The sequence below is a fragment of the Micromonospora sediminimaris genome, assembly GCF_016863575.1.
In the GTDB taxonomy this organism is placed as follows: domain Bacteria; phylum Actinomycetota; class Actinomycetes; order Mycobacteriales; family Micromonosporaceae; genus Micromonospora; species Micromonospora sediminimaris.
Map to the genome: position 1 here is coordinate 14,290 of NZ_BOPD01000034.1, position 25,196 is coordinate 39,485.

Below are 25,196 nucleotides of genomic sequence, written 5' to 3' on the forward strand. Positions count from 1 at the left end.
CTTACGTGAAGTACATGATGCTGGTCTGCACCGATCCGGAGCCGGACCCCGAGCCGAGCAACCACCCGGACGTCGAGGTGTGGGTGGCGGAAAACGACGCGGCCGGCCGACGCCTCCAGGGCGCCCAGCTGGCTCCGGCGTCGGCCGCCACCACGGTACGGGTACGCAAAGGCCAACTGCTGGTCTCCGACGGGCCGTTCGCCGAGGTCAAGGAGATGATCGTCGGCTTCGACCTGCTGGAGTGCGCCGATCTGGACGAGGCGATCGAAGTGGCCCGTGCACATCCGATGGCCTGGGCCGGGCGGATCGAACTCCGCCCGTTCGCCGACTTCGAGCAGTGATGGATCCGGCCGCCGAGATCGCGGTGCCGCGGGCGTCGACCGACGACGACGGCGCGGCGGCGCAGCGGCGCGCCGGGAACGGGGGTACGGCGGCCGGTCGGGCCGCGGCGGCGCAAGCCGTCGCGGCCACCGCTGTTGAGGCGTACCCGCGGATCGTGGCTGCCCTGATCCGGATCACCGGAGACTGGACGCTGGCCGAGGACTGCACGCAGGAGGCGCTGGAGCGGGCGCTGGACCGCTGGCCGGTGGACGGGGTGCCGACCAACCCGGCGGGCTGGCTGATGGCGGTCGCCCGTAACCGGCTGCTCGACGTGCTGCGGCGGGCCTCGGTCGAACGGCGCAAGCTGCGTGACGTGGCGGTGCTGGCGCTCACGGCCGCCACCGCCGAACCAATGCCGGACGAGGAGGTGGTGGACGACCGGCTGCGGCTCATCTTCACCTGCTGCCATCCGGCCCTCGCGCCGCAGGCACGGGTCGCGCTTACCCTCCGGACGATCTGTGCGGTGCCGACCGCCGACATCGCCCGCGCCTTCCTGATCAGCGAGTCCACCATGACCCGGCGGCTCACCCGGGCCAAGACGAGGATCGCCGAGGCGGGTATCCCGTACCGGGTACCGCGTGGGCGTGCCCTGACCGAGCGGCTGCCCGGGGTGCTGGGCGTGCTCTACCTGCTGTTCACCCAGGGCTACGACGCGGACGGCGAGCCGGCCTTTGCCGAGGAGGCGATCCGGTTGGCCCGGTTGCTGGTCCGGCTCATGCCGGAGCAGGAAGAGGTGACGGCGTTGCTGGCGCTGTGCCTGCTGCAACACTCCCGCCGTACCGCCCGGCGGGACACCGACGGGGAGCTGATCCCGCTCGATCGACAGGACCGGTCCCGGTGGGACCACGCGGCGATCGCCGAGGCCGACCGCCTGCTCACCGGCCTCGCCGGGTCCGGCCCGTACGTCTGGCAGGCCCGGATCGCGGCGTGCCACGCCACCGCGCCCAGCGCCGACGCCACCGACTGGCGACGGATCGCCGAGTGCTACGACCAACTCGTCCAGGTGCAGCCCACCCCGGTGGTCGCCCTGAACCGGGCCGTCGCGCACGGTTACGCGTACGGGCCGGCGACCGGGTTGGCCCTGCTCGCCGAGGCGCGCGTCGGTGGCGGGCTCGACGGCTATCCGTTGACCCTGGCGGTGGAGGCGGATCTCGTCGCCCGACAGGGCGACCGGGAGCGGGCAGCGGAGCTGTTCCGCGCGGCGGCGGACCGGGTGTCCGGCGATGCCGAGCGTAGGGCGCTGCTGAAACGGGCGCGTCGGACGTCCGGGCCCGCCTCGTAGCAACCGCGGAACCGGAAGATCCGGGTGAAGGGGGCTGCGCGGATGACCTGACCGGTCGATACTGCGGAGATGACGCGGTGGGCGAGGGTGAGCGCCGTCGTTCTGCTCGCGTCGAGCGCGGCCTGCGACGCCGCGACGCCGGACGCGTCGCCGGTGTCTCCGGCACCGGCGACCTCGCCCAGGGGGTGGACGGCACCGCCGCTCCAGCTGCCCAACGCCGGGCCCGGCGACGCCTGTCCGGTCACCGAGCCGCAACCCTGGCCCAACCCCGACCAGGCGTCCCGGGTCCTCGGGCCCGGCCCGCTGTACCCGGTCGCCGACTACTTCGCCGACGGTGCCCTGCAACTGCGCGACGAGGACCAGGAACCGGACGGCACGTACTCGAAGAAGGTCCGGTGGATCGGTTCCGGCTACACCGGGCCGGTGCTGGTGAGGGCAGCGCGGATCGACGCGCCAGGCGGCGCGACGGCGGCGTTCTCCTACACCGGCGAGTCCCGCGACGACGGGCATCACGCCGTGTTGACCAGCCAGGAGAGCGACCTGCCGGGCGTCACCACCGTGGACGGGCCGGGCTGCTACGCGTACCAGGTGGACGGGAGCACATTCAGCGTGACAGTCGTGTTCCGCGCCGTGCTGGCGAGTCGACCCTGATCACCAGGCGCTCGTCCGGTCAACGGGCACCCGACCAACGCCACTCAGGACCGTAATTCGACGTACGGGCTCAGGTAGCGGACTCCGGTCGCGGCCTCGGAAACCTGCCAGAGCCGGCTGGCGAGGCCACTGTCGTTGCCGGGTGCGACGATCGGGCGGGCGTGGACCCGGTCATCCCACTTGCGCAGCGAGGGGCCGAGCAGGACGCCGGTCTGCGCGGTCGGACTCGTGGCGGCGTAGAGCAGCGGAACGGTGCCTCGCACCGCACTACGGGCTACCAGGAGACCCTGGAAATTGACCACGGCACGCTCGGCCCAACCGCTGGCCTGGGCCGGCATCGACGTACGGGCCATGCCGGGATGGGCCAGGAAGCTGCGTACCGGGCTGCCGGCGTGGCGCAGTCTACGGTCCAGTTCCATGCCGAACAGGACGTTCGCCTGCTTGGAGTGGATGTACCGCTCGATCCGCGAGGTTGCCGGGGCGCCGGCGAGGTCGTCCAGATCCGGCCCGCCGCGCAGCAGGCGGTAGTAGGCGGAACTGACGGTCACCACCCGTGGATCGCGATCCGTCCGGAAGAGGTCCAGGAGCAGGCCGGTGAGGGCGAAGTGACCGAGGTGATTGGTGGCGAAGACCCGCTCGTACCCCTGCGCGGAGTGCGCGTGCGGGACGGCGCCGACCCCGGCGTTGTTGAGCAGCAGGTCGATCTCGTGACCCTCGTCGCGTAACTGCGCGGCGAAGGCCCGGACCGAGTCGAGGTCGGCGAGGTCGAGTCGCCGCACCTTGAGGTTGCCGGACATTCCGGAGCGGGCCAACTCACCCTTGGCCGGGTCGCGGACCGCCATGATCACGGTTGCGCCGTGGGCAGCGAGGTGTTCGGCGGCGACCAGGCCGAGGCCGCTGCTGGCACCGGTGACGACGGCGGTGCGGCCGGTCTGGTCGGGTATCTCGTCGAGCGTCCAGGCAACGGGCATGGCACGCCTCCAGTCGGGTCAGGAGCGGATTACTTATCCGATCTCAGGTGGCGACCGTAGCATGTCAGCGGATAGTTCATCCGCTAAGTTTCCGGATGGATTATCCTCGTACCGTGACGGGTGGGCCGAGGACCAACACCGATTCCCTCCGGGCGGACTCGGCCAGGGTGCGTGCCCGGATGCTGCGGGCCGCCCGCGACCGGGTCGCCGCCGGCGACCTGGACCTGCCGATGAATGCGGTCGCCAAGGCCGCCGGGGTCGGCGTCGGCACCGTCTACCGGCACTTCCCCAGTCGGCAGGCGCTGCTGGAGTCGCTGGCCGCCGAGCGGTTCGCCCTGCTGGTGCAGGCGGCCGAGCAGGCCCTGGCCTGTCCCGACGTCGCCGCCGGCCTGGCCCGCCTGCTCCGAGCCGCGCTGGAACACCAGCGCGACGACCCGGCGCTAGCCGTCGTGCTGGCCACCCCCGACACCGCCAACCCGCAGACGACGGAGCTGGTGCAAGCGCTCGCCGAGGCTGTCGACCGGCTGCTGGAGCGGGCCCGCGAGGCCGGGGCCATCCGGCCGGAGATCACCGCCGATGACGTCCGGGCGTTGTTCTGCGGGTTGCAGCGCACGGTGCAGGTCGGGGGGGACACCGAGCTGTACATCGACATCCTGCTGCGCGGCATCCGCACCTAGTGCGACGGACCTCGTCACCGGGGGTTGCGGCGTGGCACACCGTCCGACGGCCGTGGCTGTCGCGGCAACGACGACGGAAACACCGGCGTGGTTCATGGGCCCATGGCGAACCCGGTGATCCTTTCCGTCGACGACGACCCGGCGGTCTCCCGGGCGGTCGCACGGGACATCCGGCGCCGCTACGGCGACCGGTACCGGGTGGTCCGTGCCACCTCCGGGCCGGAGGCACTGGAGGCGTTACGCGAGGTCAAGCTGCGTGGCGAGCAGGTGGCGCTGCTGCTGGCCGACTACCGGATGCCGGAGATGACCGGCATCGAGTTCCTGGAAGCCGCGATGGACCTGTTCCCCGCCGCGCGCCGGGTGCTGCTTACCGCGTACGCGGACACCGGAGCGGCGATCGACGCGATCAACCTGGTGGACCTCGACCACTACGGCGGCGTTCGGGCCAGCCCGGCCCGCGGTCAGGCGTTGCGGTCGAGTCGTACGCCGGCCGACTCGGCGTTGCCGAAGGTGTCGTTGACGAGCACCACGTCGCGGCCGACATTGGCTAGCAGGGAGGCGGCGAGGGCGGCCCGGTAGCCGGACCCGCAGTGCACCCAGACGGAACCGCCCGGGATGTCGGCCATCCGGCGGGGCAGCTCGGGCAGCGGTACGTGCACGGCACCCTCGACGTGTCCGTCCCGCCACTCGTTGCCCAGCCGCACGTCGAGGACGACCTGCGGGGCGGGCAGCCCGGCCGGCGGGTTCCCGGCCTGCGCGGCAGCCAGCGCCGGGAAGTCCGCGACGAGCAGCTCCCGCAGCTCGGCGGGCTTGTCGGCCCACTGCCCCGGAGTTCCGGTCGCCTGGGCGGCGGGCCGGTCGATGCCGATCCGGACCAGCTCGCGCTGGGCGTCGGCGACCTGCTCCGGCGTCTCGGCCAGCAGCGTGACCGGAGTGCCCCAGTCGATCAGCCAGCCGAGCCAGGTCGACATGGGGCCGTCGAGACCGAGGCTCACCGTGCCAGCCAGGTGCGAGACCGCGTACGCCTTGCGGTGTCGCAGGTCGACCACCCACTCCCCGGCGGCGATGCGTTCCCGTAGCTGCGCGGCGTCGGCCCGGGCCACCGGGGTGAGGTCCACCGGTGCCGGGCCGGCGCTGTTGGCCACCCCCATGTGCGCGTAGTACGCCGGGTAGGCGTCCAGACCGGCCAGGGTTTCGGTGACGAACTCGGTCGCGGCCAGCCGGAAGACCGGATTGACCTGCTTCTCCCGGCCGATTGTCGAGTCCGGGGCGTCGGCCTGGCTGGCCGAGCAGAAGCTGCCGAAGCCGTGGGTGGGCCACACCTGCGCACCGTCGGGCAGCAGGTCGGCGAGCCGCTTCGCCGAGGTGTGCTGACGCTGGGCCAACTCGTGTGCGTGCTCGGCACCGAGGAGGTCGGTGCGGCCGGTGGTGCCGAACAGCAGCGATCCTCCGGTGAAGACCCCCGCCGGGGTCCAGCCCGCCCCGGTGGCCTCGTCGAGTACGTACGACAGGTGGTGGAAGGTGTGGCCCGGGGTGGCCACGGCCCGCAGTCGCAGCGCCTCCGACACCTCGATGACGTCGCCGTCGTCGACCGGTACCCGGTCGAAACCGACCTCGTCGGCGGCGGCCACCAGGTAGCGCGCCCCGGTCAGCCGGGCCAGGTCCAGCCCGCCGGAGACGTAGTCGTTGTGCAGGTGCGTCTCGACCACGTGGGTGATCCGCACGCCGGCCGCGCCGGCGAGGTACAGCACCCGGTCGATGTCGCGCTGCGGGTCCACCACGACCGCGATCCGGCCGTCGGTCGCCAGGTAGCTGCGGTCGCCGAGGGACGACGTCGTGATGACCGACACCTGCACCGTCATGTCCAGCGCCTCGATTCCTCGTCTTCAGCGGGTGGTTACCCGACCGGGCGGCGGAGATGCGGCCTCGATCGGGGTAACCGTCTCCGACTATACCCCGGGGGGTATGTGTCGCCCACTCGGACGGGTTGGCCGGAGCGAACCGGGGGCCGGTCCGCGGCCGGAACAGCTCCGACCGCGGACCGGCGTTGTCACCCAGCGGTCACAGGCGTGCGCACTGACCCGCCGCCGGGCCCCGCACCGTGTTGGCCCGACCCTCGTTCACCGGGGCGGGCGTGTTGCCGGAGCAGGCCAGCGGGCCGCTGATGGTGTTGGCGGCGACGACCACCGGCTGGCTGCCGGAGTTGCCCGTCACCACCACCGGGCCGCTGACGGTGACCCCGTCGACCCGTACCCCGCCGAGGTTGGCCACCAGCGACAGCGGCCCGTTGATCCGGGCCTTGCTGATCTTCAGGTCGCCGGTGGCGCCGGCCACCGTGACCGGACCGGAGACCTTCGTGCCCGACAGATCGAACAGCACCGGCCGGGTGGCGGAGACCGGGCCGTTGATGGTGCCGCCGGTCACCCGCAGCGAGGCCCCCGCGGCGATCGACACCGGGCCGGCGATCGTGGCGTTCTCCACGCAGGTCAGGCCGGTGGTCACGAGCAGCGGCCGGGAGTGCTTGCCGGTGATCGTGGTGGTGCACTGCGGCCCGCCCTGACCGACCGACGACCGTGGTTCGGTGTCCGCCGTCACCGGTGAGTTGGCGGCGAAGTAGCTCACCAGCATGGTGAGGTCGTTGTCGCCGGTGGTCACCAGGTTGGTGCCCCCACCCAGGGTGGTGAAGTTGTCCCCGCCGGCGGCGAGGAACGAGTTCACCGTCACCCGGTAGCTGCCCGCCGGGTCGATCGGCGTGCCGCTCAGCTCCATCGAGGTGATCCGCGAGCCCGGTGCGGCCTCCGGGTCGTAGGTGTAGCTGAAGCCCTCCGACACACCGAGCCACAGCACCGGGCGGGACGCGCCCGCCGGCTGCCACTGCTGCTCCAGCACCTGCTTGATCTCGGCACCGGTGTAGGTCTTGGTGACCACGTCGTTGGCGAACGGCTGGACGGCGAAGGCCTCGGCGTAGGTCACCGTGCCGTCCTCGCCGTACAGCAGGTCGGCCCGCAGACCGCCGGGGTTCATGAACGCGATCTGCGCCCCGCCCCGACCGGCGTCACGGGTACCGGCGAGCTGCACGTCGGCGATGAAGTTGCCAAGCGTCGACTCCTTGCCCCGATCCTCGTTGCCGTCGGTGTAGGCCCGCCGGATGTCGGCGGTGATCTCACCGAGCTTCCGCTGACCCAACTCCTGCGCCCGGACCTTCGCCGCGGCCACGATCTCCGCCACCGCCGGGTCCTGCGGTGCGCCGACGACGTCCACCAGGGACGCGTCGGTGGAGGTGATCGAGCCCGTCTCCGGGTCGAAGGTCAGGGTGACCTTGCCCAGACGCTTGCCGTAGTCCTCGGCCTGCACGATCGGCCGCAGCTTGTCGGTGCCGGGCACCGGCACCTCGAAGGCGTACGGCTGGTGGGTGTGCCCGCTGAAGATGACGTCGATCGCGGCGTCGGCACGGGTGAAATCGCCGAAGACCGGGTCGTTCGCCAGCGCCTCCGGGGAGTCGATGTTCTCGGTCGCGGCGCCCTCGTGCGCGAGCAGCACCACCACCTCCGCCTCGCCGTTGTCCGGGTTGCCGTCCTTGAGTTGGCCGGCGACCAGATTGGCCTCGGCGACCGGGTCGCGGAAGGTGATGCCGGCGATGCCGTCCGGGCTGACCAGCGAGGCGGTCTGCTCGGTGACCACGCCGATGAACCCGACGCGGACGCCGCCGATGGTGTCCACCGAGTACGCCGGCAGCGCCCGGGTGTCACCGCGGTACACGTTGGCGCCCAGGTGCGGGAAGTCGGCCCGGTCGGTCACCCGGCCGGTCAGGTCCGCAATGCCCTTGTCGAACTCGTGGTTGCCCACCGCCGAGACGAGCAGGCCGGCCTGGTTCAACGCGTCGATCGTCGGGTTGTCGTCGTCGATCGCCGAGATGAAGGTGGAGGCGCCGATGTTGTCACCGGCGGAGACGAACGCGGTGTTCGGGTTCTCTGCCCGCAACTGATTCACCAGACCGGCGACCTGAGCCGCACCGCCGACCGGCTGACCTCCGACGGTGGCTGGTGACTCCAGCCGGCCGTGGAAGTCGTTGATGCTCAGCAGTTGGAGGTCCACCGGGCCGGTGCCGGAACCGGTGTCGATGCCAACCACCAGCGGGTTGTGGTCGCTGGCCCGGTACGGGTCCGGCGCGAAGAACGCGGCCAGGCCGTCGTACTGGAACGCGTACGACTCGACCGCGTTGATCTGCCAGACGTCGACCCCGGTGACCCGCGACGCCAGCGACGGCGAGGCGAGGGCGTGGTCGAGTGAGCCGGACTCACCGTTGAAGACGTAGCTGGTCTTCCCGGTGTCGTTGAGGTTCCGGTAGTCCTCGTCGTAGAGGACCTGCATCGGGTCCTCCTGGGTGTACGCGTTGAAGTCACCCAGGAGCAGCACGTTGTCGGTCTCGCTGTCCGCCTTGACCTGCTCCACGAAGGCAGCCAGCGCCCCGGCCTGCCGGACCCGGTCGCCGTTCCAACCGCCCTGACCGTCCCCGGCGTCGGCGTTGTCACCGCTACCGGCACCACTCTTGGACTTGAAGTGGTTGGCCACCACGATGAAGTCCACCGAACCGGCGGTGAACGTCTGCGCGATCGGCTCGCGTGCGTTGGACCACACCGTCTCGTCGTTCACCGACCGTGACGGGCCCTTCGGCTGCGCCTTGGCCGGCTTGAAGATGATCGCGGTGGTGATGACGTCCTGCTCGGTCGCGCCGGGCAGCTCGGTCGGAGTGCGGACGTAGTCCCAGGTGCCCGCGCCGTCCTCGCCGTTCAGGGCGGCGACCAGGCGCTTGAGGGCCTGTTGCGGATCCTCGGCGTTGAACCGAACCGAGTTCTCGATCTCCTCCAGCGCGACCACGTCGGCGTTCAGCGCGGTGATCGCCGAAACGATCTTCGCTTCCTGCTTGGCCAGCGCCGCCTCGTCGGCCGCACCCCGGGCGTCGCCGCCGAAGTGGACGAAGTAGTTCAACACGTTGAAGCTGGCCACCCGCAGGTCGCCGCCGACGTCGACGGGTCCGGCGGTACGCGGGTTGGTGGTCTTGAACGTGGTCCGGGCGGCCGGCGCGGTGTCCGCGTCGACCGGGCGGGTCGGTTGTAGACGCCACTCGTTGAAGCCGTACGACAGCACCGACGGGCCGAACGCCTCCACCTGGTCACCGACCCGCAACGGGCTGGCCGGCGAGACGTACGGCGGCAGCAGCCCGGCGGTGGCCAGGTTCGTCGTCCTGCCGTCGTCCACCAGCAGGCGCCGCAGCTTGTTCTCGGCGGCCAGGGCCTGCGCGGTGTCCGAGCCGGGACGGGCCACGTCGGTCGGCGTCCGGGCCGGCTGGTCGCCGGCGGCGAGCGCCACCTCGCCGTACCGGTTGGTGTTGTACACCTCCGAGACGGAGTACGCGCCGACCGGTGCCACCAGCATCGACTCGACCGACTCGCGAGCGGCCTCGTCCAGCGGCAGCTCAACCGGGACCGGTGCCGGCAGCGGTGCGCCCTGCTCGCAGACCTGGACATCGGTCCGGGCCGCGATGGTCAGCTGGGTGAGACCGTTGAACTCGCTCGCCGTACCGCTGACCCGGACCCGGTCGCCGATCGCGACCGTCGGGTGGTTCGCGGTGTTTGTGGTGAGGTAGACGAAGATGCCGTCCGAGGCGCTTCCGGCGGCGACCGGGCGCTCGGCGCCGCTGCCCGCCGTCTGCACGTACACCCCGTTGTAACCACCGGTGCGGTGGTCGGCGGTGACGATGCCCTCCACGGTCACCCGGCTGCCGGCCAGCGGCGTGGCCGCACCGGTGCCCTGCACCTCGGCGATGGTGTGGTCGACGGTGACTGTGCAGCCGGTCGGATCCGGATCCGGGTCCGACGCGGCGTTGCGCACCCCGAAGGTGCTCGCCGCGGGTGCCTGCCAACTGCCTTCGATCTTCTGGAGCGAGTGGCCCGTCGGGGTCGACGCGGTCTCCTGCACGCCGACGTCGACGCCGTCCCGGCCGTCCGCTGGCCCGCCGACCGCAGTGAAGGTGCCCTCGTAGGTCAGGAACTCGGCGACGTCACCGTCGGGCGCGACGAGCGCGACACCGTCGGGTGAGCCGTTCTGGATACCGTTCGACGGATACGTCTCGACGATCACACCGGCGGCCGGCACCACGCCGGTCAACGTCCTGGTGTCGTACGCCGCGCCGCTGGCGCCGTTGTACAGGACGATCTGCCAGCCGGTCAGGTCGAAGCCGACCGGCCCCTCGACCTCGATCGCCTCGCCGGTGTCCGTGCCGACGTTGTCGTAGTGGATCTCACTGATGAACGGCGTGGTGGGCGCCGGGTCCGCGAAGGCGGTGGTGCCACCGGAGAGGATGAGCGTGGTGGCGGTGACCAGTACGCCCGGGATTGTGAGTAGTCGGGTACTTCTTGCGCGCTGCATGTATGCGGCCTCCGAAGGGAGTAGACCGTCGGAGGATAAGCGGCACCGGTGTCCATGCGGGAGCCACCAGGTGTACCAATGCGGCAAAGACCGGGTAGCTCAGCCGCCCTGGGCGGCAGGACCGGGTAGCTCGACCGCCCTGGGCGGCGGACCGGGTAGCTCAGCCGCCCCGGGCGACCGGGCCGATCAGCTGCCGCTCGGTGCCGGTCATGCTGAGCATCACCCACTGCACCTTGCCCTTGGTGATCAGGCCGACCATCTCCGGGTGCAACTGGGTGAACCAGCTCTGCACGCTGGCCAGCCCGAGGGCGTTCGCGGCGGTGGCCGCTTCGGCCTCGGTGAGCCGCTGAAGCACCACGATGTCGCTGCGGACCAGAACCTCGACGTCCCAGCCGGCCAGGTCGTCGCGGACCACCAGGGTGGCCCGCCAGGGTGCGCTGAGATTGGTGTCCGGCCCGGTCACCGGACCAGTGTCGATCACCACGAGCTGTGGTTCGGTAGGTGTGGCCGGCACCGGCGGAGCGACACCGGGCGGCAGGAACGAGGCGATCTCCCGGCCGATCACGCAGCGTCGCAGGAAGGCGTCCCACTCCTGCTCCCGGGCGGTCTGCACGAACAGCCGGGCGCCGAGCGCCAGTGACCGGAAGGCGAGCAGTTCGGCGGCGCGTACCCCGCCGGTGAGCATCAGCCGGGTCGGCTCGGCCCGGAACACCCGCAGCCCCACCGGCTCCTGCTGACGGTTCCGGCCGACGACCAGCCCGCCGCCACCGGCGACCAGCCGTAGCCCAGCGACGGAGGCAGCGTCCGCGACGTGCAGCCCCATCCGACTGCCGGGAAAGGCGACACCGTTCATCGCAGGAAGCCTCCCAACGGCAGGGTGGCGGCCACGCCGTGGGCGTGCTCGCCGTCGAGTCTCTGCAGGCGACCACCGTGATCGCGGATCGCCTGGTCGAGTGCGCGATCGGCGGTGGCAAGTGCGGCCGGGTCGGTGCCGATGAGCCGGAACGCCACCTCCACCAGAGCGTCGTCGTCACCAGGGCGGTCGTTCTCCCGAGCCACCGAGATGGAGACCACGCCAGCCGCGGCGGGTATGCCACGCAGCAGCGGGTCGATCTGCCACGCCCGGCTGGGCCAGGCGAGCAGTCGATGACAGCTCTGGGGTACACCCTGAACCGTCCAGCTGCGCCAGCTTTCCCGGGCCAAGGGGCGGTCGGTGCTTTCGGTCGCGCCTCCGGTGAGATGGGTCAGCTGGGCGACCGCGGCGAGCACCTCGTCCCGGTTCAGCAGACGAGCCGTCGCCCGTTCCTGCCGCAGCTGACGCCGGGTCCGGCGGATCGCCGCAGTGAGCGCCGGCCGCAGGTCGCGGTCGGCGTGAAAATCGGGGGTACGCGGCGCATGGAGCACCACCCACGCCTGCCGGCTGGCCGGGACGCCACCGTTCGTCAGTTCGCGGTACGCGCGGTCGACCGCCGCCGCACGGGCGCGCGGCGCCGGTGTCACCTGGATCAGCACCTGCACCGTCACGACGGGCGTCTTCGGGTCGGCCGCCGGTAGCAACGCCACCGGCGAGGGCAGGGCCTGCGGGGCCCCCATGAGCAGCGCGCCCTCGGTCGGATCGACCTCCAGCACCGCGCTGAGCCCGCCCCGGTGGGTCAGCAACACGGCCGGCTGATCGTCGATCTCGACCTGATCCAGCTCGACGGTGCTCTCCAGGTGGCTCAGCAGCTGCCATGGGCCGTCGGACCCGGCACCGACAAGTCGTCGGCTCCGCCCCCGGTACGCCCACCAAACCGCCAGCCACTGGTGAAGCCATCGGCCCTGGTGGCGCACCATCGTCGGAGCGAGCACCAGCACCGTGGCGGCGGCCACGGCGACGGTCAGCGGCAGGCCGTGCGGCGTGGCCGCCAGCACCGCCGCCGCACCGGCCTGCCAGGCCACGAGTTGGGCCACGTGGATCCCACCGACGCGCGGCTGCCGTCGGTGTGGGCGTACGACCGGAATCGCCGCGGCGTCCCCGGCCGCGCCTTCGGCGACGGCCTGTCCCGTCGGGGCGGCCGTGGCCTGCGCGCCGGCCCGGCTCTGCGGTGCCCGGGCGGCGGGCGCGGCGACAGCGGCCGATGCCGCAGCGGCGGCCCGACTGGTGTACGCGGTGCCGACCGTGGCCCGCCCCTGCCCACGCTGGGTCGCCCAGGCGTGGCCGGGCCCGGTACCGCCGAGCGTCGGTGCCGGCGCTGCGCCCTGCTGGGGCGTGCGCTGCTGTGGCGGCGGTGCCGCCGCCCCCGGGTGATGCTGCCAACCCGGCTCGCCCGGCTGAGCCGCACCCGGATGCGTCACCGCACGTCCCTCCCTGACCAGCGCGGCATCGTCATCGCCCGATCGCGGTGCGTACGTCGGCCACGGTCACGGTCCGCAGCTCGTCGAGGCTCGGACGTTGCCCAGACTGGCGCAACCGCTGCGCCTGCGCCTTGCGGACACCCTCGAAGAGCTTGCGCGCCTCCCGGGCGTTGCCGAAGTTCTGGTCCCGTTCGATGGTGCCGAAGTGCTCGCGGAGCACCTCCGAGACGCCATCGGCGAGGAGGTATTCGTCGCCGCCGGCCATCCGCTCCACGATGACCACCAACTGCTCCGGGGAGTAGTTGCCAAACTCCACAGTCTTGGCGAAGCGGGAGGCCAGACCGGGGTTGGCGTCGAGGAACTGCAACATCTCGCCGGTGTAGCCGGCCGCGATCACCGCAATCTCGTCGCGGTGATCCTCCATGAGCTTGACAAGCGTGTCGATGGCCTCCTGCCCGAAGTCGCCGCCGGTGCCCGACGACCGCGAGAGGGTGTACGCCTCGTCGATGAAGAGCACGCCGCCGCGCGCCAGCTCGAACGCGGCGGCGGTCTTCTCGGCGGTGTGGCCGATGTACTGACCGACCAGGTCACGTCGGGAGACCTCGCGGAAGGCGCCGCCGGGCAGTGCGCCCAGCGCCGCCAGCAGGTCACCGTAGATGCGTGCCACAGTGGTCTTACCGGTGCCGGGGGCACCCGCGAAGATCAGGTGATGGCTGACCGCGCCGACGGGCAGCCCGGCGCTGCGTCGCCATTCGTTGACCTGGATCTCGTCGATGAGGGCGCGGACCTCCTCCTTCACCGATTCCAGGCCGACCATGGCCGCCAGCTCGCCCAGTAGCTTCTCCACTCGGGCGGCGTCCTGACCGGTGGTGGCGCGGGCGGCGTCGGCGCCGAAGGCGGCCTTACGGTTGACGGTGCCCTCGACGATTGTCGGGTCGGCTCCCTCGGCGATCTCGATCGCCGGCTGGCCGGTGTTCTCCGTGGTGCACTCCTCGACGCTGCCGCGGCAGCCCCGGGCGAAGGAGACCGCCGGCCCGCGGGTGTCGCGGATCCGGCAGCGACGCAGCACCGGAGCGCTCTGGTGGACCACCGCCACACCGGCCTGCCCGGTCTGCGAGATGTCGCAGGTCTCGATGGTGGGTCGGCCGTACTGGTAGATGTAGATGCCCCGGTTGCCGCAGCGGGTCACCGTGCTGGTGCGGATGGTCGGGGCCGCCCCGATCCGCACGATGATGCCGTCCTCGCTGAGATCGGTGAACTCGCACCCTTCGACGTTGCCGTCGGAATCCTCCACCACCAGGCCGTACCGTCCGCCGGTCACCCGGCAGCGGGTGAGCGTGAACTCCGAGCGGCCGGCCACCTGGATCGCCGCGCCGAAGCCGGCGCTCAGCTCGCACCCGGTCATGGTGAGCCTCGCTCGGTCGGCCACCACGACCGGCGCGTCACCGGCCTTCAGGACCAGGTCGCGTAGCTCCAACCGGCCGGAGTTGCAGGACACCGTCGGATACGTCCCGGAGGACGCGTCGATGGTGACCGTGCCCGGGCCCTGCGCGGCGACCACACTGATGCCGCGGTCGTTGATGAACAGGGCCTCGTGGTAGGTGCCGGGGCTGACCGAGACGACCGTGTCGTCGCTGGCCACCGCCAGCGCCTCCCCGATGGACGGGTAGGCGCCGGGCTGATCCGGGGAGACGAGAAGGGTGCGCGTCATGGCTCCGGCTCTGGACGGCGAAGAGGGGGCGGGACCGACGATATCCCAGCCGGTCGACGCGATGTGAGCCCCTCGATGCCACTGGTGCCCGGACACCACCCCCGTCGGACGGACGGTGACGGTTAGGCTCGCTTGCGGGCCGGGCGAAAACTCGCCGGGAACCCCTTGTCGACAACCGGGAGGACGGATGGCGCAGCCACGGATGCTGCCGCTGGCGGCTGGTGCGCTGCTGGCCGACGGCACCGTCCACACGCACACCTCGGTACGCGGCGATCTGACCCCTGACCTGCATCCGGTCGTCCGGCGTTTCCTGCACGGGCTGCCTGTCGAGCAGCGCGAGCGCTACGCCGGCTGGTGCGCCGAGGCAGTGCTGATCTCTGACCGGCTCTATGCCGCCGAGGCCGGCGGGCCACCACTCGACGCCGCCCGGTCCCGCGCGCTGCTCTGGGGCGCGAAGGTCCGGGTCACCCGGGTACGGGAGGAGGGCGACCCGCGCCACGGCGAGGTTCAGCCGCCCTGTCGCTCCTGCGCCGCCCTGTTGGACTGGTTCGGCGTGGAGGCGCTGACATGAGCGAACGCTTTCCGCCCCTGGTGGCGCAGACCCTCACCGCCGCCGGCTGGTCGCCCGACCACTCCGACGAGAGCCGGGGCCGCGAGTGGGGACTGCGAATCGCCGCTCACGCCACGCCCGGCGGCCGCCAGCACACCGTGACGGCACGGGCGATCGAGGCGTACGCCGAGTTCGGCGGGTTGCGGGTGCGCCCGCAGGGGGAGGGTGAACAGGTCGTACCGAGCGAGTTCCACCTCGACCCGTTCCTGGTGCGGCATTCGGTGGAGACCCTCGCCGAGCTTGCCGAGGCGATCGGCGCGCCACTGAGCCCGCTGGGCGAGGAGGGCGACGGCGCCGGGATCCTGGCGCTCGATGAGCACGGTCGGGTGTTCGTGCTGGACCACACCGGGGACTGGTTCCTCGGCGCGGATATCGACGAGGCGCTCACCGCGCTGGTGCTCGGTCGTCGCCCCCAGCGGGTACGCGCGGACGGCACCTGGTGACCGGCTGGCAGCCCACCACGGCCACCGAACGCGCGCTGCTGGCCGCCGCTGAGGCCGACGACCGGGAGGGTTTCCTCACCGAACTCGTCGCCGGTCCGCTGCTCCTACCCGTGTCGCCCGCTGCGGCGGCCGGACGGGAGCCGATGGCGTGGCCGACTGCGCAGCACGAGGGCGTCACCCACGTGCTCGCGTACACCTCACCGGCGGCGATCGCCGCCGGCATGCCCGGTCAATCGGTGAGCTACCGGGTCTCGGGACTTGTCGACATCGCCGTCGACTGGCCCGACGACGAATGGATGCTGGCGATCGACGCCGGGTTGCCGATCGGCGTACGGCTGACCGCTGACGAGCTTCGAGCTCTGAGCGCGCCGGTGATGGAGGCCGAGCGACCGCTGCGTGAGGCGATCCGGCTTCAGGACCCGAACGCCTTGATGTCCACCCTGCTCCGGGCCGAACTGGTGCTGCCGGTGGATCCGGAGGGTTCCGCGACGCGGGACCTGTCCGATCCGGACTTTCCGTGGTGGGTCGTTCCCGACGAGCAGGGCCGGCCCAGTCTGCCGGTGTTCAGCTCGGAAGGCCGTCTGCGGCAGGCGCTAGGTGAGCGGGACCTGGTGCTGGTCAGCAGCCTGCAGCTCACCGAACACTGGCCGGACCTCTCCTGGCAGTTGCTGCTCAACCCGGAGACGCCACTGGCGGCGGCACTGCCCGGGGAGGCGCTGCTGACGTTGCGCGACTGGCTCGGCGAGTTGCGACAGGTGCTCCACGAGGCGGCCGAACAGGAGCAGCAGCGACGGGACGCTGCCCGGTACGCCGACCCGTCGACTGTGGGCGTACCGGCACCCCGTCCGGCACCGGAATCCACCGCCGACGACGGGCCCGACCCCAACGCGCCGCTGCTACTGCAACTGGTCATCCCGCACCGCTATCTGACGTCCTACCTGGACGGCGGGTACGACCGGGCGGCCGGGCTGGTGCACGCCTGGCACGGACCTGGACGGGACACCCCGATCCGGCTGTACCGACGGCTGGGGCTGCTCGGTGAGGGCTCTCCGTTCGAGGAGTCGGACGAATGGGTGGCGGTGCTGCGCTGGCCTCCCGGCGAGGCGACGCCCGAGGAATGGGGTCAGGGGCAGCCCCGAATGGAGTCGCTTGTCGTACCGGACGGGACCGAGCTGCACTGCCTGCACGCCGACGGCCGGGACGAGCTGCTGGCCCGCTTCGACGCCTCCGCCCGCCGCTGGTCTCCGGCTTAGCTGCTAGCCACTGCGGCCGGCGAACCAGGCCCGCGCCGGTGGACTCTTGATCAGGATGAGCGACACGCCGGCCAGCCCGCCCACCACCAGCGGCGTGACCATCGTCGGGTGATAGCTGAGCTTGCCCTGCGCCAGCAGCGTGACGATGACCACGACGAAGAGTCCGAAGGTGAATCCGGCCGGCACGGCCAGGCCGGCCGCGTTGTCGCCCGTCCAGGCCATGAAGATCCCCATGGTCGCGAGCAGCACCACCAGCAAGGCGATCGCGAGTACGCCGGCCCCGATGCCCACCACCAGGAACTTGCCCAGCCCGTCGCCCTCGGTACGCAGCATCGCCAGGAAGAAGGCGACCCCGGCGATCAGCCAGATGACGATCGAGGGCACCATCAGCAGGGCGGCGATGGTGACGACGACAGGTCGGCGGCGTGGCGTCGGCATGGACGCGGAGCCGGACTCCGCTGACGTGTTCAGCACCTGTCCGTCCTTCTACTCATTCGACGGGCGGCGCCAGGCGGCGTCACCAGCCCGAGCGGGATCAGACCAGGTCTGATCGCCGACCGTCCCGCCCGGCGTTGCCGGCGCGGCAGGCCCACTGCCGGTGAGCGCGGGCTCTGCGGCCAGGCCGGTGTCTCGGTGGTGGCGCGAGCGGCGACGAAGCTTGACGATGGCCACCACTCCGCCGACGAGCATGGCCAGGAAGACCACCCAGACCAGCACAACGATCACGATTTCCGCGTAGTCGGGACCGTCGCTTCCGGCTGCTCGCGCGGCAGCGAGTGCTTCGTCGATCTCCGGCTCGCCGGTTGCCGCGGTGCGGCTGCCCCGCCCGTCGGGTTCGCCGGTCAACGCCTCCCGCAGGTCGAGGATGCCCCAGCCGTAGTACTCGTCGCGGCCCGGCTCACCGGCGTCTCTGGTGGTCTCAAGCAGCCGCTGGAACGTCTGGTACGCGCTCAGGTCCGGGTACTCGGCCTTGATCAGGGCCACCGCACCGGAGACGATCGCGGTGGCGCTGCTGCTGCCGGTCGCGGTGATGTACCGACCACCGGGGCGAGCCATCGTCAATTCCTGACCGGGGGCGGCGATGCTGATCGGTAGGTCCAAGGTTCCCGATACCGAACCTTTTTTGCTGATGACGCCCTTACGGTCGACAGCGTTGACGGCGATGCTGCCGGGATGCGAGGCCGGCGCGCCGACCAGGATCTGGTCGTCGTTACCGGCCGCGGCGACCACGATCACGTTGTTCTGGTAGGCGCGCTCGACCGCCCGGTTCAGCTCCTCGTTGAAGCTGCTGGAAAGAGAAACGTTGATCACGTCGGCACCGGCGTCGATCGCCCAGTTGATGCCGGCGGCGAGGGCCGTCGGTGCGATCAACGGGGCGCCGTCCTTCTTGATCGTCACTGGAAGGATCTTGGCTTTCGGTGCCACGCCGAGCACCCCGTCACGGCCGCCAGGGCCGTGCCCGCGACCGGCGATCAGTGAGGCCATGCCGGTGCCGTGCCCCTGACGGTCGAGGCGGCCCTTGGTGCTGTCGTCGTAGAGGTCGACGCCGGGCAGGACGTTGCCGCGAAGATCCGGGTGTGTCGCGTCCACCCCGGTGTCGACCACCGCCACGGTGACGCCCTCACCCGTGGTGATGTCGTGGAGTTCGGCCAATTCCAAGCTCTTGACGTGCCAAGATCTGTCGCGGACGGAGTCGGCGTGGGCGGGTGCGGCGGGCAGGGCGACGGCCGCCAGAACGCTCGCGGTGGTGAGCGCGGCGGCTGCCGATCGGGTGAGGACACGCATGCCCGTCAGCCTTCCTCTGTGCGCCGCCACGGGACGACTGCGAATGGACGGTCACCGCATGGTACGGGCCGGCCACCCAGGGTTGGGTGACCGGCCCGACTGCGGTCAGCTCTGGCCGAGCGTCCTGCCCTGCTCCCGGGGGCGGTGTTCGACAGGGGCCTCCACCACACCAGCGGCGGACGACTCGGTGACCCACAACTCGTCGTCACCGTCGCCGTACTCCCAGGTCTCCTGCTCTGCGTCGCGGGGTGCACCCTTGCGTGGAGACGGGGTCGTTGGGCCGCCGCGCCGACCGCCCAGCGACGGAGCCGGCCCCGTCGTCGGCGCAGGTCGCCCGGTGCCCGCAGCGGCACGTCCGCTCAGATCGGGTCGGGCGCCGGCAGCGCCTCCGCCGGTCACCGGCTTACCGGCGGCCGATCTGCCGCTCGGTGGAGCGCTGGCCTTGGGCGGCCCGCCCGGCGCGGCACTCCTTTGACCGCCGAGGCTCGGCGGAGGTGCGGCGGGCCGTCCGGGGGCGGCACCGCGCTGACTCGGGCGGGCGGTGGAGCCGGGCAGCCGCGGACTCGACGGCGGCGGAGTGGCCGAAGCGCCCGGCCGGTTGCCCAGACCCGGCCGACCGCGGCCACCGCCGGGAGCGCCAGCGCCGGTGTTGCCGGGCAAGGTCGGGCGGCTCGGCGCGGGACTTTTCCGGCCACCCGGTGCCCCGGAGCCGCTACCCGGGCCGCCGGCCCCAGGAAGGGTGGGCCGGTTGGGCCCCGGCCCACGGCCACCGGGCGCGCCGGGACCGCCCGCACCCGGCAGGGTGGTCCTCGGTGCGTTAGGTCGCGCTGAGTTCGGTGCGTTCAGCCCAGGGTTGCCCGGTCGCGGCCCGGGCGGGGCCACCGGCGGCACCACCGGACCGGGAGTCACGGGTGCCGTGGGTGCGGTGGTCACCGGCGGTGCGGTCGGCGGTGGGGCGACCGGCGCTGCGGCGCCACCTGCCAGACCGACGCCCTCCGGAAGATTTGGTGGCGGCGGTGGCGCGGCGTCGGTCGGCGCGTCGGCCCCACCGGGTCGGGTCGGCAGATCCGGCCGGCCGGGCATGGCCGGACGGTTCGGGGCGGCCCCGTTCACGGGTGCGCCGGGCGGGGGAGCCCCCGGAGCGCCAGGGCGGGGCACGTTTGACGGATTGGTGATAACCGCGTCCGTCGGACCCTTGAACTTCCCGCCCCGCGAGATGTTTGAGATGTAGACGTCGATGTAGAGGTCGGCCAGCGGCTTGGCGATGTTCTTGGCGCGCTGGTGGTACTCGTTCTGCACGTCCTCGTACGACTTGCCGTCGTTGCCTGTGACACCCGGGACCCATTCGACCAGGTCGACAGCCTGGACGCCCGCGTCATCGGTCCGGCGCTCCCCCTGCCGGATCTGCTCGGCGCGGTATTCCTCCCAGAGCGTCTTCATCTCCCGCTGGGCAGTGCCGATCTTGCTGGCGAGCTGGTCCAGACCGGTGGCGTTGTCGCTGGCCACGGTTTTCCACTCATCGAGTGAGTGCAGCGTGGCGCCCACGCGGGACATGAAGACCCGTGCCGCGGGCGACTGCCAGCGGGCATCCAGGGAGTCGGCGTGACGCTTGAGATTGTCCCGAGTGGTCTGCAGCAGGCTCGCCGCTCGCCGCCACATGTCGGCGAGGGCAGTCGTCCGCTCGTCACTCTCCTTGCGGACGTACTCCCACATCTGCTCGATGTTCACCGAATCCCAGGCCGTGGGCTCGTACGGCGTGGCCCCGGCGGCCCGCTCGGCCGCGTAGTCATCCGACACGCCGGCGTACATCGGGTAGCTGACCGGCTGCCAGCCGTAGTAGTCGTCGCTCATCCCCGCTCCTCAGGCCTCGCCTGTGCCACCGTCACCGGAGATCCGACTGGTCCAGCCGGAGATCTTCGCCGTGCATGCGTTCGCCGTCACCGTGAATCACGTACGCGCCGGCCCCCTCACCGACGACCTCCGACTGCGCCCACGCCGGAGTCTCCTCGCGCTGCTCACCCGTCGGGCAGGAGTCCAGGCCGTGGTAGGGATTCATCGGCGCCGGGTTCAGGGCCGACTCCGGCACCGAGTCCGCCGGGTTCTCCGTGCCCTCCTGCCACCGGCCGCTGAGCGTGTCCTGACCGTCGACGGCGGTGAACGCGTTGTAGACGTCCTCGTTGGTGGCCTGGGCCAGCGCGTCGCCGGTCAGGTACTCGGCCGAGATGGACATGGCGGCCATGCTCAGGGCGGTGAGCCCCTTCATCACGTCGCCCATCAGATGGGAAATGGCCATCCGGCTCTCGTCGTGCCGGCCCCGGAAGAACGCGGCTTCCTTCATCCCGCCGCCACCGAACGGTGCCTGCACCGTGAGCATGGGGCGCAGGCCGTTGTCGAAGCTGGGCTGGAAGTTGGTCTCCATCTCCCGCTGGATGGCCAGCGCGAAGTCCTTCAGCTGCTGGATGTCGACGTCGATCTGTTCGTCGACGAGCCACTCGTCGCCCATGTTCCCTCCCCCGTCAGCTCACACGATGCCGGCGCGGCTGCTGCCCCCTGGGGCCCGTAGCCGCGCACCGTGAGTCCACTCTGGCCGACAGTAGCCTGATCGGGCAACCCCGTACCGGGCTCAAGAGCGTGGCGGAAGGTGCACCAGTTGCACCAACCGGGTACCGCCACGCCGGGACACCAGCCAGCCCCGTCCCGGTGGCAGCGGCCCGGGCCGGACGGTGCCGAGCAGCACCCCCTCGTCCCGGTTGCCGGACATCACGATGCCCGGCGTGCTGATCTCCCGCAGCCGCATCAGTACCGGCTCGTAGAGCGCCCGACTGGCACCGCCGGTACGCCGGGCGATGACCACGTGCAGGCCGATGTCCCGAGCCTGCGGCAGGAATTCCAGCAGCGGTGTCAACGGGTTGCTGCCCGCGCCGGCCACCAGGTCGTAGTCGTCGACCAGCACGTACAGGTCGGGACCCTTCCACCAGTCGCGTGCCCGCAGCCGTTCGGCGTTGATGTCCGGCGGTGGCAGCCGGTCGCGCATCACCCCAGCCACCTCGGCGACGATGCTCTCGGTGACCTGCGCGGTCGACCCGTACCCGATCAGGTGCGGCGTGTCGATGTCGCCGAGCAGGCTGCGCCGGTAGTCGACGATGACCAGCCGAGCCTCGGTCAACTCGTTGCGGTCGACGATGGTCTGCGCCAGCGCCCGCAGGAAGGTGCTCTTTCCCGACTCGCCGTCACCGAACAGGATGAAGTGCGGGTCGGCGGCGAAGTCCACCTGCACCGGCTGGAGGTCCACCTCGGCGATGCCGATGGGAATTCCCGGGCGGCCGGTGCTCGGCAGGCTGCCGTACGGCACCACGGGCGGCAGCAACCGGATCGGCGGCGCTCCCGGCCCCTGCCAGGCGGCGGCCAGGTCGGTGACCAGCTTCCGCGCGCCCTCGGGCAGGGTCTCCGCCTCCTGCGCGCTGTCCGCTCGGGGTAGCGCCGCCAGGAACTGTTGCCCGTCTGGGGTGATGCCCCGGCCCGGTGACTTCTCCGGCACGTTCATCGCCGCCCGCCGGTCCAGGTTGGAGTCGCTGGCGTCGGCCAGCCGCAACTCCAGCCGGGTGCCGAAGACGTCCCGGACGGCCGGTCGCAGATCCATCCAACGGCTCGCGGTCACGATCAGGTGGATCCCGAAGGACAGCCCCCGGTTGGCGATGTCGTTGATCGTTGGCTCCAGGTCCTCGAACTCCGCCCGCAACGTCGCCCAACCGTCGATCACCAGGAACACGTCGCCGAACGGGTCGTCGTCGTGCTGGCCGTGCCGCCGGGCCCGCCGGTACTCGGCCATCGAGTCGACCCCGCGCTCGGCGAACCGCCGCTCCCGCTCGCCCATCAGCAGTTGCAGCTCGGCCACGGTACGCCGGACCAGGCCGGAGTCGAGGCGGGTCGCCACCGAGCCCACATGCGGCAGGTCACGCAGCGACGACAAGGCGCTGCTGCCCAGATCGAGGCAGTAGACCTGGGCCTCACGCGGAGTGTGGGTCAGCGCCAGGGCGGTGACGACCGTCCGCAGCAGGGTGCTCTTGCCGCTCTGCGGACCGCCGACGATCACCGCGTGACCGGCCGAACCGGCCAGGTCGAACCAGAGCACGTCCCGACGCTGGTCGAAGGGCTTGTCGACGATGCCGACCGCGACCTGCAACTCGCCGAGCAGGCCGGCGTGCGCGACGGTGATGCCACGGGCGGGATCCGCGGTCATCGGAGGCAGCAACTGGTCCAGCGTCGGCGGCTCGGCCAGCGGCGGAAGCCACACCTGGTGCGCGGGCTTGCCTCGCCCGGCGAGTCGACCGACCAGGATGTCGAGCACACTCTCGCCCATCCCGTCGTTCGGCTCGGGTGCGGTCTCCTCCTTGGGCGTACGGGTCACCGGCGGGGCGACGTAGGACGTGGTGTACTCGCGTACCCGGTCCTCACCGTCGCCGGCCGCGACCGCCGCCGCGGTCTTGCTGCGATAGGTGCCGGAGACGTACGCGGCCTTGAACCGCACCAGCGGCTCGGTGCCGAAACGCAGGTAACCGTGCCCCGGCGACCGGGGCAACTCGTACGCGTCGGTGGCCCCCAGCACCACCCGGGACTCCATCGCAGAGAAGGTCCGCAGACCGATCCGGTACGACAGGTGGGTGTCGAGTCCCCGCAGCCGACCCTCCTCCAGACGCTGGCTGGCCAGCAGCAGGTGCACGCCGAGCGAGCGACCGACCCGGCCGATCTGCACGAACATGTCGATGAAGTCCGGCTTGGCGGTCAGCAGCTCGGAGAACTCGTCGCAGATGATGAGCAGGCTCGGTAGCGGAGACAGCGGCGCGCCCGCCGCCCGGGCCTTCTCGTAGTCACGCTGCGAGGCGTAGTTGCCGGCCGCGCGGAGCAACTCCTGCCGACGGACCAGCTCACCGTTGATGGAGTCGGTCATCCGGTCCACCAGCGGCAGCTCGTCGGCCAAGTTGGTGATCACCGCGCTGGTGTGCGGCAGACCGTCCAGCCGGGTGAAGGTGGCACCACCCTTGAAGTCGACAAGCACGAAGTTGAGGCTCTCCGAGGAGTGCGTGGCCGCCAGCGCCAGCACCAGGGTGCGCAGCAGCTCCGACTTGCCGGAGCCGGTCGCGCCGATGAGCAGCCCGTGCGGCCCCATGCCGTCCTGCGCCGACTCCTTCAGGTCCAGTTCCACCGGCCCGCCGTCGGCACCCACCCCGATCGGCACCCGCAGCTTGTCGCGGTTGGGTCGTGGCTGCCACGCCCGATCCACGTCGAACTCGTAGGGATCGCCGATGTCGAGCAGCTCGGCCAGGCCCAGCTCCGTGGTGAGTGGCGTGTCGCCGCTGCCCCGGGAGGCGGCGGAGAGCCGTAGCGGGGCGAGTTGCATGGCCAACGCCTCAAGCTCGGCCACCCGGCATTCGTCGGCCCGGCCGATCTCGGCCGGACCATCCACCGTGATGCTGTGCAGCCGGCGCTCCGCCGACACCTCCAGCACCAGCCGCGCCCGGTCGAGCAGGCGCGGTGCCGGCGTGGACAGGTCGAGCAGGGTGACACCCTCCACCCCGCCCTCGGTCATCAGGTGATCCGACCCGGCGGTGTCGCCACCGTCGATTACCACCAGCACGTGCGGTCCGGCGACCTGCGGCGTACCGCCACTGGCGTTGAACCGGGGCCGGCTGGCCAGCACGTCGTCGAGCATCGCCTCCAGGCCGGTCACCGAGGGTGCCACCAGGCGCAGTTGGCCGAGCGCGTCGGTGCGCGACGGGTGCAGGGCGTGCGGAAGCCACTTCGTCCACTCCCAGTCGGCCCGCCGGTCCGGCGCGACACAGATCGCGACGAGCATGTCGTCGGGCGCGTGAAACGCGGTGGCCTGGGCGAGCACCGCCCGGACCATGCCCCGGGCCGCCTCGGTGTCGCCACGCAGGTGCACCCGGGCAAATCCGTTCAGCGCCATGGTCACCGGCAGGTCCGGTACCTCGCCGTAGGTGGTGAGGAACCGGCGCAGCGCGAGCGCGCACATCGGCTCCAGCTTCTCCAACGACGTGGCCGGTGGCGGCACCAGCGGCGTCGCCAGTTCCTGCGGCCCGAGGCCGATGCGTACGGTGGCGAAGTCCACGTCGCCGCGTCGCCGCTCCCACAGCCGGGGCCCCAGCGGCAGGGACCAGAGCACATCCGGGTCCGGGTGCCGGTAGAACGCCGCCTCGCGCTGCTTACGGATCGTCTTGAGTACGCGACGCCGCTGACGGGACAGATGCGTCATGTACTCGCGGCGCTTCTGCAGCATCTCCTGCTTGCCCGGGCCGCCGGAGTTGTTGGTCAACTGCGACGCGAGCATCCCGATGGCGGAGAGTCCGAACAGGCCACCGGTGACGTAGCCGAGAGTCGACCCGCCTCGACCGGCGAACATCAGGGCCATCGCGAACGAGCCGGCGAGCATCGGCAGCAGCATCAGCATCTGCCCCCACGCCTTACCGCTCGGCGCGGGCACCTCGGGCGGCGCGTCCAGCAGCACCTCGCCGGAGGGATACTCCGGCTCCGGCTGGCGGGCGGGTCGCTTGACGACCACCGTGCTCACGTGACAGACCTCCGTCGCCTCTCCTGGGTCTGGGTGCGCCGCGGTGAACCGCCCCCCGCGTCACCGGCACATGGTAGGTAGCC

The 25,196-nt window shown here is 71.5% G+C and carries 19 protein-coding genes; 8 read left to right on the forward strand and 11 right to left on the reverse strand.

The annotated features are described in order from the left end of the window. Positions 1 to 5 precede the first annotated feature (5 nt). The 3 genes from Vse01_RS23980 (at position 6) to Vse01_RS23990 (ending at position 2,314) form a co-directional block, all read left to right on the forward strand. The gene (locus Vse01_RS23980; protein WP_093411178.1) at positions 6 to 341 is read left to right on the forward strand and encodes a YciI family protein; all 336 of its coding nucleotides are present in this window, start codon (positions 6 to 8) and stop codon (positions 339 to 341) included. Further along, positions 341 to 1,663, forward strand: a complete 1,323-nt coding sequence (locus tag Vse01_RS23985) for an RNA polymerase sigma factor (RefSeq protein WP_093411175.1) — start codon at positions 341 to 343, stop codon at positions 1,661 to 1,663. The genes Vse01_RS23980 and Vse01_RS23985 overlap by 1 nt, the downstream gene beginning before the upstream one ends. 87 nt (positions 1,664 to 1,750) lie before the next feature. Then, complete coding sequence (locus tag Vse01_RS23990) at positions 1,751 to 2,314, forward strand: hypothetical protein (protein ID WP_093411173.1); 564 nt, start codon at positions 1,751 to 1,753, stop codon at positions 2,312 to 2,314. Between the two features lie 44 nt (positions 2,315 to 2,358). Here the strand turns inward: Vse01_RS23990 and Vse01_RS23995 are convergent, their stop codons facing one another. Then, positions 2,359 to 3,285: an SDR family NAD(P)-dependent oxidoreductase gene (locus Vse01_RS23995; RefSeq protein ID WP_093411171.1), complete on the reverse strand. Its 927-nt coding sequence runs from the start codon at positions 3,283 to 3,285 to the stop codon at positions 2,359 to 2,361. Positions 3,286 to 3,398: 113 nt separating this feature from the next. On the opposite strand from Vse01_RS23995, the gene Vse01_RS24000 reads away from it, so the two are divergent. Both Vse01_RS24000 and Vse01_RS24005 read left to right on the forward strand, forming a co-directional pair. Next, on the forward strand, positions 3,399 to 3,962 hold the full coding sequence (locus tag Vse01_RS24000; RefSeq protein ID WP_198413271.1) for a TetR/AcrR family transcriptional regulator: 564 nt from the start codon (positions 3,399 to 3,401) through the stop codon (positions 3,960 to 3,962). A gap of 102 nt (positions 3,963 to 4,064) precedes the next feature. Further along, complete coding sequence (locus Vse01_RS24005) at positions 4,065 to 4,541, forward strand: response regulator (protein ID WP_232511480.1); 477 nt, start codon at positions 4,065 to 4,067, stop codon at positions 4,539 to 4,541. Here Vse01_RS24005 and Vse01_RS24010 read toward each other — a convergent pair. The 5 genes from Vse01_RS24010 to Vse01_RS24030 all read right to left on the reverse strand — a co-directional run bounded on the left by Vse01_RS24010 (position 4,424) and on the right by Vse01_RS24030 (position 14,436). Next, positions 4,424 to 5,824 (reverse strand): MBL fold metallo-hydrolase, encoded by a 1,401-nt coding sequence (locus Vse01_RS24010; RefSeq protein ID WP_093411166.1) that lies wholly within the window; start codon positions 5,822 to 5,824, stop codon positions 4,424 to 4,426. The genes Vse01_RS24005 and Vse01_RS24010 overlap by 118 nt on opposite strands. Positions 5,825 to 6,023: 199 nt before the next feature. Beyond that, positions 6,024 to 10,391 carry an ExeM/NucH family extracellular endonuclease gene (locus Vse01_RS24015; RefSeq protein WP_232511479.1) on the reverse strand — a complete coding sequence of 1,456 codons (4,368 nt, stop codon included), beginning with the start codon at positions 10,389 to 10,391 and terminating at the stop codon, positions 6,024 to 6,026. Between the two features lie 160 nt (positions 10,392 to 10,551). Further along, on the reverse strand, positions 10,552 to 11,244 hold the full coding sequence (locus Vse01_RS24020) for a hypothetical protein (protein ID WP_093411163.1): 693 nt from the start codon (positions 11,242 to 11,244) through the stop codon (positions 10,552 to 10,554). Beyond that, the gene (eccE, locus tag Vse01_RS24025) at positions 11,241 to 12,725 is read right to left on the reverse strand and encodes a type VII secretion protein EccE (protein ID WP_170863643.1); all 1,485 of its coding nucleotides are present in this window, start codon (positions 12,723 to 12,725) and stop codon (positions 11,241 to 11,243) included. The genes Vse01_RS24020 and eccE overlap by 4 nt, the downstream gene beginning before the upstream one ends. Positions 12,726 to 12,756: 31 nt before the next feature. After that, a complete protein-coding gene (locus tag Vse01_RS24030) occupies positions 12,757 to 14,436 on the reverse strand; it encodes a right-handed parallel beta-helix repeat-containing protein (protein ID WP_093411158.1) in 1,680 nt (559 codons plus the stop codon). Between the two features lie 187 nt (positions 14,437 to 14,623). Between Vse01_RS24030 and Vse01_RS24035 the strand changes: the two genes are divergently transcribed. From Vse01_RS24035 to Vse01_RS24045, 3 genes are read left to right on the forward strand one after another with little or no spacing between them, the layout of a single operon-like run. Continuing rightward, positions 14,624 to 15,007, forward strand: a complete 384-nt coding sequence (locus tag Vse01_RS24035; protein ID WP_093411155.1) for a YwqJ-related putative deaminase — start codon at positions 14,624 to 14,626, stop codon at positions 15,005 to 15,007. After that, the gene (locus tag Vse01_RS24040; RefSeq protein WP_093411153.1) at positions 15,004 to 15,489 is read left to right on the forward strand and encodes an SUKH-3 domain-containing protein; all 486 of its coding nucleotides are present in this window, start codon (positions 15,004 to 15,006) and stop codon (positions 15,487 to 15,489) included. Before Vse01_RS24035 ends, Vse01_RS24040 begins: the two co-directional genes overlap by 4 nt. Then, entirely contained in the window at positions 15,483 to 16,742 is a 1,260-nt protein-coding gene (locus Vse01_RS24045) for an SseB family protein (protein ID WP_093411150.1), read from the forward strand. The genes Vse01_RS24040 and Vse01_RS24045 overlap by 7 nt, the downstream gene beginning before the upstream one ends. A gap of 3 nt (positions 16,743 to 16,745) precedes the next feature. On the opposite strand, the gene Vse01_RS24050 is transcribed toward Vse01_RS24045, so the two are convergent. The 5 genes from Vse01_RS24050 to eccCa form a co-directional block, all read right to left on the reverse strand. Beyond that, on the reverse strand, positions 16,746 to 17,216 hold the full coding sequence (locus Vse01_RS24050) for a hypothetical protein (protein WP_093411148.1): 471 nt from the start codon (positions 17,214 to 17,216) through the stop codon (positions 16,746 to 16,748). Between the two features lie 12 nt (positions 17,217 to 17,228). Continuing rightward, positions 17,229 to 18,527 carry a type VII secretion-associated serine protease mycosin gene (gene mycP, locus Vse01_RS24055; RefSeq protein ID WP_093411146.1) on the reverse strand — a complete coding sequence of 433 codons (1,299 nt, stop codon included), beginning with the start codon at positions 18,525 to 18,527 and terminating at the stop codon, positions 17,229 to 17,231. A gap of 105 nt (positions 18,528 to 18,632) precedes the next feature. Then, on the reverse strand, positions 18,633 to 20,378 hold the full coding sequence (locus Vse01_RS24060) for a WXG100-like domain-containing protein (protein WP_093411144.1): 1,746 nt from the start codon (positions 20,376 to 20,378) through the stop codon (positions 18,633 to 18,635). Between the two features lie 31 nt (positions 20,379 to 20,409). Further along, positions 20,410 to 21,030, reverse strand: coding sequence for a hypothetical protein (locus Vse01_RS24065; protein WP_093411143.1), 621 nt, complete (start codon positions 21,028 to 21,030; stop codon positions 20,410 to 20,412). Between the two features lie 120 nt (positions 21,031 to 21,150). After that, positions 21,151 to 25,113, reverse strand: coding sequence for a type VII secretion protein EccCa (gene eccCa / locus Vse01_RS24070; protein ID WP_093411140.1), 3,963 nt, complete (start codon positions 25,111 to 25,113; stop codon positions 21,151 to 21,153). Positions 25,114 to 25,196: the final 83 nt, after the last annotated feature.

What these genes read in the sequence shown, in the direction of transcription:
- Vse01_RS23985 (WP_093411175.1), top strand. Translation starts at nt 341, where the DNA reads ATGGATCCGGCCGCCGAGATCGCGGTGCCGCGGGCGTCGACCGACGAC.
- Vse01_RS23995 (WP_093411171.1), bottom strand. Translation starts at nt 3,285, where the DNA reads ATGCCCGTTGCCTGGACGCTCGACGAGATACCCGACCAGACCGGCCGC.
- Vse01_RS24005 (WP_232511480.1), top strand. Translation starts at nt 4,065, where the DNA reads ATGGCGAACCCGGTGATCCTTTCCGTCGACGACGACCCGGCGGTCTCC.
- Vse01_RS24010 (WP_093411166.1), bottom strand. Translation starts at nt 5,824, where the DNA reads ATGACGGTGCAGGTGTCGGTCATCACGACGTCGTCCCTCGGCGACCGC.
- Vse01_RS24015 (WP_232511479.1), bottom strand. Translation starts at nt 10,391, where the DNA reads ATGCAGCGCGCAAGAAGTACCCGACTACTCACAATCCCGGGCGTACTG.
- Vse01_RS24020 (WP_093411163.1), bottom strand. Translation starts at nt 11,244, where the DNA reads ATGAACGGTGTCGCCTTTCCCGGCAGTCGGATGGGGCTGCACGTCGCG.
- Vse01_RS24030 (WP_093411158.1), bottom strand. Translation starts at nt 14,436, where the DNA reads ATGACGCGCACCCTTCTCGTCTCCCCGGATCAGCCCGGCGCCTACCCG.
- Vse01_RS24035 (WP_093411155.1), top strand. Translation starts at nt 14,624, where the DNA reads ATGGCGCAGCCACGGATGCTGCCGCTGGCGGCTGGTGCGCTGCTGGCC.
- Vse01_RS24040 (WP_093411153.1), top strand. Translation starts at nt 15,004, where the DNA reads ATGAGCGAACGCTTTCCGCCCCTGGTGGCGCAGACCCTCACCGCCGCC.
- mycP (WP_093411146.1), bottom strand. Translation starts at nt 18,527, where the DNA reads ATGCGTGTCCTCACCCGATCGGCAGCCGCCGCGCTCACCACCGCGAGC.
- Vse01_RS24060 (WP_093411144.1), bottom strand. Translation starts at nt 20,378, where the DNA reads ATGAGCGACGACTACTACGGCTGGCAGCCGGTCAGCTACCCGATGTAC.
- Vse01_RS24065 (WP_093411143.1), bottom strand. Translation starts at nt 21,030, where the DNA reads ATGGGCGACGAGTGGCTCGTCGACGAACAGATCGACGTCGACATCCAG.